The sequence below is a fragment of the Pseudobutyrivibrio xylanivorans genome (genome assembly GCF_008935055.1).
Taxonomy (GTDB): Bacteria; Bacillota; Clostridia; order Lachnospirales; family Lachnospiraceae; genus Pseudobutyrivibrio; species Pseudobutyrivibrio xylanivorans_A.
This window is the reverse complement of sequence record NZ_CP043028.1, coordinates 1571818-1584635: the sequence shown is the minus strand read 5'-3', so window position 1 is coordinate 1584635 and position 12818 is coordinate 1571818. Positions and strand designations below refer to the sequence as shown.

11 protein-coding genes are annotated in these 12818 nt (G+C 40.9%); 10 read left to right on the top strand and 1 reads right to left on the bottom strand.

The window, feature by feature from the left end:
* Positions 1–32 precede the first annotated feature (32 nt).
* The 10 genes from FXF36_RS07190 to FXF36_RS07145 all read left to right on the top strand — a co-directional run bounded on the left by FXF36_RS07190 (position 33) and on the right by FXF36_RS07145 (position 12307).
* Positions 33–1196 (top strand): FKBP-type peptidyl-prolyl cis-trans isomerase, encoded by a 1164-nt coding sequence (locus FXF36_RS07190; RefSeq protein ID WP_151623137.1) that lies wholly within the window; start codon positions 33–35, stop codon positions 1194–1196.
* Positions 1197–1291: 95 nt separating this feature from the next.
* Positions 1292–1435: a six-cysteine ranthipeptide SCIFF gene (gene scfA / locus FXF36_RS07185; RefSeq protein ID WP_015548727.1), complete on the top strand. Its 144-nt coding sequence runs from the start codon at positions 1292–1294 to the stop codon at positions 1433–1435.
* 100 nt (positions 1436–1535) lie between these two features.
* Positions 1536–2927: a thioether cross-link-forming SCIFF peptide maturase gene (gene scfB, locus FXF36_RS07180; protein ID WP_151623136.1), complete on the top strand. Its 1392-nt coding sequence runs from the start codon at positions 1536–1538 to the stop codon at positions 2925–2927.
* 55 nt (positions 2928–2982) lie between these two features.
* Positions 2983–5250, top strand: coding sequence for a protein translocase subunit SecD (gene secD / locus FXF36_RS07175; RefSeq protein WP_151623135.1), 2268 nt, complete (start codon positions 2983–2985; stop codon positions 5248–5250).
* A gap of 29 nt (positions 5251–5279) precedes the next feature.
* Complete coding sequence (gene serS, locus FXF36_RS07170) at positions 5280–6569, top strand: serine--tRNA ligase (RefSeq protein WP_151623134.1); 1290 nt, start codon at positions 5280–5282, stop codon at positions 6567–6569.
* A 197-nt stretch (positions 6570–6766) separates the two neighbouring features.
* Positions 6767–8599, top strand: a complete 1833-nt coding sequence (gene typA / locus FXF36_RS07165) for a translational GTPase TypA (RefSeq protein ID WP_151623133.1) — start codon at positions 6767–6769, stop codon at positions 8597–8599.
* A gap of 8 nt (positions 8600–8607) precedes the next feature.
* The gene (locus FXF36_RS07160) at positions 8608–9087 is read left to right on the top strand and encodes a cob(I)yrinic acid a,c-diamide adenosyltransferase (protein ID WP_151623132.1); all 480 of its coding nucleotides are present in this window, start codon (positions 8608–8610) and stop codon (positions 9085–9087) included.
* A gap of 70 nt (positions 9088–9157) precedes the next feature.
* The gene (gene dapB, locus FXF36_RS07155) at positions 9158–9919 is read left to right on the top strand and encodes a 4-hydroxy-tetrahydrodipicolinate reductase (RefSeq protein WP_151623131.1); all 762 of its coding nucleotides are present in this window, start codon (positions 9158–9160) and stop codon (positions 9917–9919) included.
* Positions 9920–9932: 13 nt separating this feature from the next.
* A complete protein-coding gene (locus FXF36_RS07150) occupies positions 9933–10592 on the top strand; it encodes an alpha/beta fold hydrolase (protein WP_151623130.1) in 660 nt (219 codons plus the stop codon).
* Positions 10593–10705: 113 nt separating this feature from the next.
* The gene (locus FXF36_RS07145; RefSeq protein ID WP_151623129.1) at positions 10706–12307 is read left to right on the top strand and encodes a GGDEF domain-containing protein; all 1602 of its coding nucleotides are present in this window, start codon (positions 10706–10708) and stop codon (positions 12305–12307) included.
* A gap of 183 nt (positions 12308–12490) precedes the next feature.
* On the opposite strand, the gene FXF36_RS07140 is transcribed toward FXF36_RS07145, so the two are convergent.
* The gene (locus FXF36_RS07140; RefSeq protein ID WP_151623128.1) at positions 12491–12754 is read right to left on the bottom strand and encodes a hypothetical protein; all 264 of its coding nucleotides are present in this window, start codon (positions 12752–12754) and stop codon (positions 12491–12493) included.
* Positions 12755–12818 lie beyond the last annotated feature (64 nt).

Genomic DNA, 12818 nt, shown 5'->3' with positions numbered 1-12818 from the left:
TAAGGCTGACTTTTGAGGAGGGATTTTAAGACATGAAAAAAAGATTATTAGCATTAGTTTTAATATGCACAATGGCCTTTTCTCTTTCTGCCTGTGGAAAGAAAGAAGATAAAGCTGAAACTAAGACAGAGAAGACAGAAAAGGCTAGTGATGCCGCACCAATAGAGTATGACGTTGATGAATATGTTACCTTGGGTGATTACAAGGGCCTTGAGATTTCTCTTGAGAATACCTACGAATATTCAGATGAAGGCTTTGAAGAGTACTTAAACACAAAGATAGCAGATGCAGGCGTATATGTTGAGGACTCAGATAAGAAAGAGGTTGAAGAGGATTCAATCGTTAATGTAGATTATGTTGGCTCTCAGGACGGAGTTGCTTTTGACGGTGGCTCAGCTGAGGATCAGATGATTGATGTTGCCAACAATTGCTCTACATCAGGTTCAGGCTATATTGATGGCTTTACATCAGGACTTGCAGGACATTCTGTTGGCGAGGAGGTTGCTTACGAGGTTACTTTCCCTGAACAGTACGGAAATGCTGATTTAGCAGGCAAGACAGTTACATTTACATTCCAGATTAACTATGTTGCAAAGGCTATTGCAACAAAGGCTGATTTAACAGACAAAATCGTTTCTGATAACTTTAGCTATGATTCGGTTGATAAGTATGTTTCAGCAATGAAGGACGATTATGAGTCAAGTCTTAAGTCAGACCTTGCAAATGATACTCAGACAGCCGTTTTAAATGCATTGATTAACAACAGCACTGTTTCAGGGGTTCCAGAGGAATTGCTTCAGGCTCGCGTTGATATGTACCTTAAGGTGTACGACAAACAGTACGAAGCTTACGGCACAACAGCTAAGGAATATTTCGAGTCTATGGGGCAGGATTACGACCAGTACGTTGAGAGCCTAAAGACAAGCGTTGAGGAGTCTACAAAGACAGAGCTTATCCTTGAAGCAGTTGCAAGAGCTGAGGGTATTGCGATAGACGAGGATGGCTATAAGGAATTCATCTCAAGCGTTATGGGTTCAACAGGCTCACAGGAAGATGATACAGCCTTCTATGACATCTATTCTGTTGACGGCTATACAGGTGAGAGATACTTCCGTCAGGCATACTTAACACAGAAGGCATTGGATTTCTGCAAGGACAATGCAAATGTTACTCTCGGGGTTAAATCAGCAGATTAGGAAAAGGCTTTATATTTTAGGCGATTTATAGTATAATTGACTAACCTGAGGGTTACTATTTATTGGTAATCATTTTACTGAAAGGAGTTTTCGATATGGAACACATCAAAACATTAAATACTGCTAGATTACAGAATACTGTAAAGGAAGGCGGATGCGGCGAGTGCCAGACATCATGCCAGTCAGCTTGCAAGACTTCTTGCACAGTTGGTAACCAGAGCTGTGAGCATTCTAAGTAATTGCTACCAGACAATTAAGTAATAACTAACGTGAGACCGGTCCCTGCTGATTTTTGGCAGGGGACGGTCTATTGTGCGTTTATGAAAGGACATTTTTTTAGTGATACATCAGTTTAAAAACAATGGTTACAACATTGTTATTGATATTAACAGCGGTGCCATCCACGTAGTAGACGAAATCACTTACGATTTCCTTGCTCTCTGGCAGGAGAAGGGAAGAGATGAGGCATTTGCACAGATGAAGGAAAGCCATCCTGAGGTGGCTGAGTCAGAGCTTTCAGAGATTCAGTCTGAAATCGATAGCCTTATTGCGGACGGCGCATTATTTACAGAGGATAATTACGAGCCAAGGATTGTTGATTTTACAGCACGTCCTACAGTTGTAAAGGCTCTTTGCTTACATATAACTCACGATTGCAATCTTGCTTGCAAGTATTGCTTCGCAGAAGAGGGTGAGTACCACACAGGAAAGCGTGAGCTTATGACCTACGAGGTGGGTAAGCAGGCGCTTGATTTCCTCGTTGCCAACTCAGGAAGCAGACGTAACCTTGAGGTTGATTTCTTCGGTGGCGAGCCACTTATGAACTGGCAGGTAGTCAAGGATTTGGTTGCCTACGGTCGTTCAATTGAGAAGGAGCACAATAAAAACTTCCGATTTACACTCACCACAAATGGCGTTTTATTAAATGATGAGATTCAGGAATTTGCCAATAAGGAGATGGCTAATGTAGTTCTCAGCTGTGATGGTCGTCCTGAGATTCATAATCTCATGCGCCCATTCAAGAAGGGAGCTCCAAGCTACGAATTAGTAATGCCTAAGTTCAAGAAGCTTGCAGAGTCACGTAACCAGGACAAGTATTACATCCGTGGTACTTTCACTCGCAACAATCTTGATTTTTCAAAGGATGTTATTCATCTTGCAGATGAGGGCTTCAAGCAGATTTCTGTTGAGCCTGTAGTTGCTCAGGAGACTGACGATTACGCTATCCGTGAGGAGGATTTACCAAAGCTCTTCAAGGAGTACGACGACCTTGCAGCAGAAATGATGCGTCGTCAGGGTACAGATGAGGACTTCAACTTCTTCCACTTCATGATTGATTTGGAAGGTGGCCCTTGCGTGTACAAACGCCTTTCTGGTTGTGGTTCCGGAACAGAGTACATGGCAGTTACACCTACTGGTGAGCTTTATCCTTGTCATCAGTTTGTTGGAAATACAGACTTCTGTCTTGGTGATGTATTTAACGGCGTTAAGAAAAAGGAAGTTGTTAACGAATTCAAGCACTGCAATGTATATGCAAAGGAAGAGTGTAAGAATTGTTTCGCTAGATTCTACTGTAGCGGTGGTTGTGCAGCCAATGCCTTTAATTTCACAGGTAGCATCCTTGGAAATTATCATGTAGGCTGTGAGCTTCAGAAGAAGAGAATTGAGTGTGCAATCGCACTCAAGGTTCACAAGAGTGAGCTGGAAGAAAAAGAATCAAAAGAAGCGTAAGGCTTTTTTGAGTCAGCTATAGGCTGATAAATATATAGAAATAGGAGAATTTGTAATGAAACGTTTAAAAAAAGGACAGGGGATTGCCTGGCTCGTTGCATTCGTAGCTCTTCTCGGAGTATTGGGCTACTGTGCATTCGCAGTTATCACAGGCACAATTAAGGAAAATGATGACAGCCTCAAGCTTGGTCTTGACCTTGCAGGCGGTGTCAGCATTACATACGAGGCAGTTGGAGATAAGCCTACTGATGAGCAGATGGCTGATACAATTCTCAAACTTCAGCAGCGTATCGAAAATGATCTTGGTGAGGAAAGCTCAACAACAGAAGCTAATGTATATCGCGTAGGCGACAAGCGAATCACAGTTGAGATTCCTGGCGTTTCAGATGCTAATGCGTTATTGGAGGAGTTAGGAACTCCTGGTACACTTTACTTCATCGCGCAGACAGATGCTGATGGAAATCAGAACTACACATACGGTGAGACAGGATATGTTCTCAACTATGATATCCAGACACTTATCGACAATGGTTCTGTAATCGCTACAGGAACAAATGTAAAGAGTTCACAGGCAGGCAGCCAGTCAAACAAGACTACAAATGCAACAGAGTATGTGGTTCAGCTTACATTTGATGATGAGGGTACAGCAGCATTCGCTGATGCTACAACAAAGGCTGTTGCATCTGGCGAGACAATCGGTATCTACTATGATGGTAAGTTCGTTTCTGTTCCACGTGTTAATCAGGCTATCACAACTGGTAACTGTGTAATTGAGGGAATGGAGAACTATGAGGCAGCTGAGAAGCTTGCATCTTACATTCGTATCGGTGGTCTTGACATCGAGCTTCAGGAGTTAGAGTCACAGGTTGTAGGTGCTCAGCTCGGTTCTGATGCCCTTCGTACATCACTTATCGCAGCAGGCGTAGGTCTTGCACTTGTTATGGTATTCCTTATGGTAATGTACCTCGTTCCTGGTATTGTTGCATCACTTGCACTTGCTCTTTATACAGCAATGCTTGTTGGAATTCTTAAGGCATTCGATATCACACTTACACTTCCTGGTATCGCAGGTATGATTCTTTCAATCGGTATGGCAGTTGACGCAAATGTTATCGTATTCGCTCGTATCCGTGAGGAAATCAAAGCTGGTCGTCCGGTAATTTCAGCTATTGAGACAGGTTTCTCAAAGGCTCTTTCAGCTATTCTTGATGGAAACATCACAACTCTTATTGCAGCAGCAGTTCTTGGTGTACTTGGTTCAGGCACTGTAAAGGGATTTGCTATCACACTTGCACTCGGTGTTGTTTTATCAATGTTTACAGCACTTGTTATTACTAGAATTCTTATTAATTCTTTCTATGCACTTGGTGTTCGTTCACCTAAGGCATACGGAAAGGCAAAGGAGCCTTCAAAGTTCGACTTCGTTGGAAAGAAGGCAATCTTTATTACAATTTCTGTTGCTATTATTGCAGCAGGCTTTATCACAATGGGTGTATTCAAGGCAAAGAGTGGCGCAGGTCTTAACTATTCACTTGAGTTTCTTGGTGGTACATCTACAACAGTTGATTTCAACGAGACATACTCACTTGCAGATTTAGATGCAAAGGTTGTACCTGAAATTGCAAAGACACTTGATATCAGCGAAGGAAGCATCCAGACAACAACAGTTGATGGAAGCAATCAGGCAATCTTCAAGACACGTACACTTACACTTGAAGAGAGAACTACTCTCAACAAGATGTTTGAGAGCACCTTCAATGTAACAGAGGCGTCAATCACATCACAGAGTATCGGTTCTACAATCTCAGGTGAGATGCGTAGCCAGTCAACAATCGCTGTTATCGTTGCAGTACTTTGCATGCTTGTGTACATCTGGTTCAGATTCAAGGATTTAAGATTTGCATCTTCAGCAATTATTGCCCTTGTACATGATGTTCTTATCGTACTTGCACTTTATGCATTTGCCAGAATTTCTGTTGGTTCCGCATTTATCGCATGTATGCTTACAGTTATCGGTTATTCAGTCAATGATACAATCGTTGTATTCGACCGTATCCGTGAGAATCACAAGGCAATTAGAGATGAAAATGCTGAGAATCTTAAGGCTCTTTGTAACGAGTCACTTTCTCAGACACTTTCACGTTCTATTTCAACATCAATCACAACAGCAATCATGGTACTTATGCTTCTCATCCTTGGTGTTTCATCAATCAGAGAGTTCGCATTACCACTTCTTGCTGGTATAGTTGCTGGTACATATTCATCAATCTTTATTGCAACACAGCTTTGGTACATCTTTAAAGTAAAGTTTGCTAATAAATAAGATTAGAAGGATTAGATTAGGAGAGAAAAATGATAGACATTAAGTTTTTACGTGAGAATCCAGACGTAGTTAAGGAGAATATCAAGAAGAAGTTTCAGGAGCACAAGCTTGGCCTCGTTGACGAGGTCATCGAGCTTGATGACAAGAGACGTGCTACTCAGCAGGAAGCTGACGACATGAGAGCGAAGATGAATCAGGCTGCAAAGCAGATTGGTGCTCTTATGGGACAGGGTAAGAAGGACGAAGCTGAAGCTGTTAAGGCTGAGGTTGCTGAGCTTAAGCAGAAAATTAAGGATCTTGAGCCAGTTGAAAAGGAGCTTTCTGATAAGGTTGAGGAAATCATGATGAAGATTCCTAACATTATCGACCCTTCAGTTCCAATCGGTCCTGATGATTCTTGCAACGTAGAAATTGAGAAGTTCGGTGAGCCTGTAGTTCCTGAGTTCGAGATTCCTTATCACACAGATATCATGGAGAGATTCAATGGTATCGATATGGATGCTGCTGGAAAGGTTGCTGGAAACGGCTTCTATTATTTAATGGGAGACATCGCTCGTCTTCATTCAGCAGTTATCTCATACGCACGTGATTTCATGATTGACAGAGGTTTTACATATTGCATTCCTCCTTTCATGATTCGTTCAAACGTAGTTACTGGTGTTATGTCATTCGAGGAAATGGATGCCATGATGTACAAGATTGAGGGCGAGGATCTTTACCTCATTGGTACATCAGAGCACTCTATGATTGGTAAGTTCATTGATACACTCAATGACGAGGCTAATCTTCCATACACACTTACAAGCTATAGCCCATGCTTCCGTAAGGAAAAGGGAGCACACGGTATTGAAGAGCGTGGCGTTTACCGTATCCACCAGTTCGAGAAGCAGGAAATGATCGTTGTATGTAAGCCTGAGGAGTCAAAGAAGTATTACGATATTCTTTGGAAGAACACAGTTGATTTATTTAGAAGCCTTGATATTCCTGTTCGTACACTTGAGTGCTGTTCAGGAGATCTTGCAGATCTTAAGGTTAAGTCTTGTGATGTTGAGGCATGGTCACCACGTCAGAAGAAGTACTTCGAGGTTGGTTCTTGCTCAAATCTTGGAGATGCTCAGGCACGTCGTCTTAAGATTCGTGTTAAGGGCGAGGATGGTAGCAAGTACTTCGCTCATACACTTAACAACACAGTTGTTGCTCCACCACGTATGCTTATCGCATTCCTTGAGAACAACCTTCGCGAGGATGGTAGCGTAGCTATCCCAGCTGCACTACAGCCATACATGGGCGGAAAGAGTGAATTAACTCCCGTTAAATAAAAAATGCTATTGACAAATTAACTCGAAGATAATATTATCTCCGAGAATAAGTGAGGCGGTAGGTAACAAGCTAATGTGTATCTTTAGCAAGACATGTAGTCGAGCGGAGATACACATTGCTTGTTATTGTAACCGCCGTATTTTTAGGGGTTTTTTACAATGTAGTTTATTGTAAGAATATAGGAAAAGAGATTTATATGTCAGTACAAAGTAGAGAAGATATTAGAAACATTGCCATTATCGCCCACGTAGATCATGGTAAAACAACACTTGTAGATGAGCTTTTAAAGCAGTCAGGTGTATTCCGTGAAAATCAGGAAGTAGCTGAGCGTGTAATGGATTCAAATGATATCGAGCGTGAGCGTGGTATCACAATCCTTTCAAAGAATACAGCAGTATATTACAAGAACACAAAGATTAACATTATCGATACACCAGGTCATGCTGATTTCGGTGGTGAGGTTGAGCGTGTACTTAAGATGGTTAACGGTGTTGTTCTTGTTGTAGATGCATTCGAGGGCGCAATGCCACAGACCAAGTTCGTTCTTATGAAGGCGCTTGATCTTGATTTACCAGTTATCGTTTGTATCAACAAGATTGATAGACCAGAGGCTCGTCCAGACGAGGTTATCGACGAGGTTCTTGAGCTTTTCATGGATCTTGACGCATCTGATGAGCAGCTTGACTGTCCATTCATTTATGCTTCAGCTAAGGAAGGCTTTGCTATCAGAGATCTTAACGAGGAGCACAAGGATATGACAGCTCTCTTTGAGACTATCATTGATTATATTCCTGCTCCAAAGGGAGACCCAGAGGCTCCTACACAGGTGCTTATTTCTACAATTGATTACAATGAGTACGTAGGACGTATCGGTATTGGTAAGGTAGAAAACGGTTCTATCAAGGTAAACCAGGATGCTGTTGTAGTTAATGCACATGATCCAGAGAAGAGCAACAAGGTGCGTATTTCTAAGCTTTTCGAGTATGATGGTCTTAATAAGGTAGATGTTAACGAAGCACAGATTGGTTCAATCGTAGCTATTTCTGGTATTTCAGATATCCACATTGGAGATACAATTTGCGCAGTTGATGCACCAAACCCAATTCCTTTCCAGAAGATTTCTGAGCCTACTATTTCAATGAACTTTATTGTAAATGATAGCCCACTTGCTGGTCAGGAAGGTAAGTTCGTTACTTCACGTCACATTCGCGAGCGTCTTATGAAGGAGCTAAATACTGACGTTTCGCTTCGTGTTGAGGATACAGATTCACCTGATTCACTTAAGGTTTCAGGCCGTGGTGAGCTTCATCTTTCAGTTCTCATTGAGAACATGCGTCGTGAAGGCTTTGAGTTCGCCGTTTCAAAGGCAGAGGTTCTTTACAAGGAAGATGAGAAGGGACACAAGCTTGAGCCAATGGAGCGTGCTTATGTTGATGTTCCAGACGAGTTTACTGGTGCTGTTATCGAAAAGCTTTCTCAGAGAAAGGGTGAGCTTCAGAATATGACACCTATCGCAGGTGGATATACTCGTATCGAGTTTAAGATTCCTTCACGTGGTCTTATTGGATATCGTGGAGAATTCATGACAGATACAAAAGGAAATGGTATAATTAATACAATTTTCGACGGTTATGAGCTTTACAAGGGAGATATCTCTTATCGTAAGTTAGGAAGCCTTATTGCTTTCGAGACTGGAGAGTCAGTTACTTACGGACTTTTCTCAGCTCAGGATCGTGGTACTCTTTTCATCGGACCAGGCGAGAAGGTTTATTCAGGAATGGTTATCGGCCAGTGCTCACGAGCAGAGGATGTTGAGCTTAATGTATGTAAGAAGAAGCATCTTACAAATACTCGTTCATCATCAGCTGATGAGGCACTTACACTTGTACCACCTAGAGTTCTTAGCCTTGAGCAGGCACTTGATTTCATCGATGTAGACGAGCTTTTAGAGGTAACACCAGAATCTCTTCGTATCAGAAAGAGAATTCTTGACCCAACTCTCAGAAAGAGAGCAAGCTTCAAGAAGTAAGGAGACTTATGGAAAAGGGAAGTATTCAGGTATATTACGGAAATGGACAGGGCAAGTCGGCTGCAGCATTAGGAAATGCTATTCGTTATGCTTCACAGGGCAGAACGACCACCATTATCCAATTCTTAAAATCCGAGACAAATTCAGATTACTTAAGCAAGCTTGAGCCAGAAATCAAGCTGTTTAGGTTTGAGCGCTCAAAAGAAAACTTCCAAAGTCTTACAGAAGAACAAAAGCAGGAAGAAGTTATGAACATCCAAAATGGCTTGAACTATGCCAAGAAGGTTCTTGGTACTGGCGAGAGCGATTTGGTTGTTCTTGATGAAGTCCTTGGTGTAGTTGATGAAGGTATCGTTTCAGAGCAGGATATTTTATGCGCTCTTGAAGGTCGTTCATATTCGGCAAATGTTATTTTAACAGGTCAGAACATTACACAGGGGATTTTTGAAATAGCAGATAGTGTTTTAAACATAAAGCCAGAGAAGTAATTCTCTGGCAATTTCTGCAATAAGAGGTATTTAGTAGACATAGCAATGGTTAATCTAAGGAGACGAAATTATGACTAGAGTAGTAATGCATGGATGTAATGGCCACATGGGACGTGTTATCACTGATATTTGCAAGGCAGATTCAGAGATTACAATTGTTGCAGGTGTGGATAAGTTTAAGGGCGTAGACAACGAATATCCAGTTTTTGATTCTATTGATCAGGTGGATGTTGATTACGACGTAGTTATCGATTTTTCAAATGCAGCTGCAGTAAATGGTTTGTTGGATTCCTGTGTGAAGAATTCAAAGCCTGTTGTTTTATGTACCACAGGTCTTTCGGAAGAAATGCTTGCACATGTTGACGAGGCTACTAAGAAGGTTGCAGTGCTTCGCTCAGCAAACATGTCACTTGGAATTAATACATTGTTTGATCTTTGTAAGAAGGCTACTCAGATTTTTGCTGAGGCAGGCTTTGATATTGAAATTGTTGAGAAGCATCATAATCAGAAGCTTGATGCGCCTAGTGGTACAGCCCTTGCGCTTGCGGATGCCTGCAATGATGCTCTTAATGAGAAATATGATTACTGCTATGGCAGAGCAGACAGACGTGAAAAGAGACCAAAAAATGAAATTGGCATTTCTGCTGTAAGAGGTGGTAATATAGTAGGTGAGCACGAAGTAATATTTGCAGGACTTGATGAAGTTATTACAATCAAGCACACTGCTTATTCTAAGAGCGTATTTGCAAAGGGGGCTGTTGAGGCAGCAAAGTTTTTGGCTGGTAAGCCAGCTGGCCTTTATGACATGAAGGAAGTTATTGCAGAAAAATAGTATTGAGGTGTCTATGTACATTCAACTTAACTCACAAATTATATGCTATGAAAGAACCGGGGAAAGGGGGACCCCGGTTATTCTTATACATGGAAATAGAGAGGATCATCACATCTTCGATAAGCTGGTGGAAACAATGTCAAAAGATCATGTTGTGTATGCAATGGATTCCAGAGGCCATGGTGAGAGTGCTACCCCAAAGTCATATCATTATGACGATATGGCTTCTGATGTGATTAATCTCATTGATGCCCTTGATATCGTAAAGCCATATATTGTGGGTTATTCAGATGGTGCTATCGTGGCACTTTTAGTAGCAATGCGCGCTTCAAGGTTACTATCAGGTATTGTATGCTGCGGCGCTAATCTCACACCAGCAGGCTTCCATCACAGAGACCTGCGTGAAATTAAAAAGGAATACAAGCGCACTGAAGACCCTCGCGTGCTTATGATGCTTCAGGAACCTAATATCGATGCTAGAGATTTATCGGCAATCACAGTTCCAGCGCTTATTGTTGCAGGAGAAAAGGACTGCATCAAGGAAAAAGAAACCCAGAAAATAGCAGCGAGCATTAACAATTCAGAACTTTTGATAATTAGTGGACAGACTCATTCCAGCTATATTGAGAACACTGATGTGTTATATAAATTCATAGAAACGTTTACAGTGTGAATTTTGTAACGAAAGTTCTTGAATTATTTCTCTTGCCAAGTTATAATTGTTATAGTTTTGTGAACAAAACGTGAAAAGTTTATTTTTATAACGATTTATTATTGGTAGAGAGAATGAGAACGAATAAGATTATTAACGGAATAAAGCGACAAGTAAATAATCTTATGCTGGGCCTGTGCGTAGTTCTTTTTGCTATATGTTTTTATACTACCAATGAGGTATCCAGCGATACTGAGACAATCAAAATCGAGCCATACACAGTCGCAATTCTTGAGGATGGCTCAAAGCAGTATTATTTCGATTTGAGTGATTTTGATTATCACTACACATCTATAATGTTTTTCACATCCCACCAGCAGGTAAAGGGATATAACTCCGGAAGATTAATATATGAGTATACTACAGATGGCGGCTTTTGGACCTCCACTGGAGGCTCGTTGTACAATTTTATAGAAGTAAATGAAAAGATGCTTCAGGTGGCGATTACAGTTACACCTGTTTACGATATTGTAAAGGATCAACATATTGACTTTTATATAGGAACCTCTTATCAGATATATAACGATATGGTTTCAAAGTCGATGCCTAGATTTGTATCAAGTATACTCATCATCATTTTCAGTGGTCTGATATTTATATATTATCTGTTTATGCATAAGAAACAGCAGTTGGATAAAGCACTTATTTATCTCGGATATTTTTCTTTGTTCATAGGAGTATGGACTGCGAGTGAAACAGCTGTATGCACACTGATATTTGATAATAAAGTGCTGAATTCACTTATTCAGTATTATTGTTTGATGATGGCTGTACCACCGTTTGTATTGTTTTTTGACATGTATCTTGAAGTAAATAGCAAGATACTGAAAAATATCATTGTATTTGCATCCATGATTCAGTTTGTAGTGCTTAATATTCTTCATTATACGAAGATTGCAGAGTTTAGAGAGACTCTTGTATATGTGCAGGCAATGCTAGTCGTGGCTCTTACCTATGTAATAGGTTGCGTAATTAAGCAGATGTTTAGTGGGAATATCACACGAAACGCGAAGGTTTGCGCTGTTGGATTATCGGTATTTCTGGTGACACTTGTTGTTGACATTGTTAATTTCTATTTCAATTGGGGTGACGCTGATTATATCGGTAGATATATGTTCCTGGTATTCATAATTGCATTGGCAACAGATTTGATAAAGGGAACCTATGAGATTATTGAAAAGGGACGTTCAGCTAAGAGACTTGAGGAGTTTGCCCTTACAGACAGTATGACTGGACTTTTCAATAGAAATGCATTTGAAAAGAGGACTAAAAGAACAGAACAGAAGCTTGATGGTGTCACGGTTGTTGTGGCTGATGCCAACGGACTGAAGCATTGCAATGACACCTATGGTCACGAGGCTGGCGACGAATATATTTCCGTTGTGGCCGAAATCTTCAACAAGGTATATGGAAAATATGGAAACTGCTACCGAATAGGTGGTGATGAGTTCTGTTGTATCATTCCTTCAAACAAGCACACTGATATGGAACGCTTGAAGAATCTTTTCTCAGCCAAGGTATATACGGCAAATCTTGAAGGAGACCATATTTTCACTATAGGAGTAGCTGTTGGCTCTGCAGAATATGACAGCAGCAAGGATGAGGATATTAAGGCTCTGATAAAACGTGCCGATGCCTCAATGTATGAAAATAAAAAACAATCTAAGGCAATTTAAAAAGCTGGTAGTGTTTAGTTAGTGAGCAAGTTACACTCTCAAGCCCAGGTATTGCTTTTAGTCACTATGGAATGTTCCTTACAGCAACACCTGGAGCTTGATAGTTACTTGCAATTAAGAAAACGCCTACCAGCCTTTTGCTTGTTTTTTATGAACTCCAAGAGCTAGTCTGCTACTGGCTATTTATATTTCTAGACTATTCATCCAATCGACGAGTTCGACTAAGCCTTCTTCGGTAAAAGGCGCAAGGCGGACTTGTTTTTCTTCATCGGGAGTTTTGTCGGAGCTGAAAGGACCTTTCCAAATTGAGGCCTTAAACATATCTACAGCATCCTCGCCTTCTTCCTTAAATTTTTCAATTTTATAGCATTTATTTCCATCGCTTCCTGTGAATGAGGGAGCTTTTTTATAATATCCTAATGATAAGAGTCGACCTCTGTCTATCATGCGTGATACCTCCTGAACTTTTCCTTTTAATATTAACGATTTCGAAAGACTTTGTCACCAAAGA

Excerpts from the sequence above, each read along its gene's own strand:
- FXF36_RS07160 (WP_151623132.1), top strand. The coding sequence starts at position 8,608 with ATGGAAAAGGGAAGTATTCAGGTATATTACGGAAATGGACAGGGCAAG.
- FXF36_RS07150 (WP_151623130.1), top strand. The coding sequence starts at position 9,933 with ATGTACATTCAACTTAACTCACAAATTATATGCTATGAAAGAACCGGG.
- FXF36_RS07140 (WP_151623128.1), bottom strand. The coding sequence starts at position 12,754 with ATGATAGACAGAGGTCGACTCTTATCATTAGGATATTATAAAAAAGCT.
- dapB (WP_151623131.1), top strand. The coding sequence starts at position 9,158 with ATGACTAGAGTAGTAATGCATGGATGTAATGGCCACATGGGACGTGTT.
- FXF36_RS07145 (WP_151623129.1), top strand. The coding sequence starts at position 10,706 with ATGAGAACGAATAAGATTATTAACGGAATAAAGCGACAAGTAAATAAT.
- typA (WP_151623133.1), top strand. The coding sequence starts at position 6,767 with ATGTCAGTACAAAGTAGAGAAGATATTAGAAACATTGCCATTATCGCC.
- FXF36_RS07190 (WP_151623137.1), top strand. The coding sequence starts at position 33 with ATGAAAAAAAGATTATTAGCATTAGTTTTAATATGCACAATGGCCTTT.
- serS (WP_151623134.1), top strand. The coding sequence starts at position 5,280 with ATGATAGACATTAAGTTTTTACGTGAGAATCCAGACGTAGTTAAGGAG.
- scfA (WP_015548727.1), top strand. The coding sequence starts at position 1,292 with ATGGAACACATCAAAACATTAAATACTGCTAGATTACAGAATACTGTA.
- secD (WP_151623135.1), top strand. The coding sequence starts at position 2,983 with ATGAAACGTTTAAAAAAAGGACAGGGGATTGCCTGGCTCGTTGCATTC.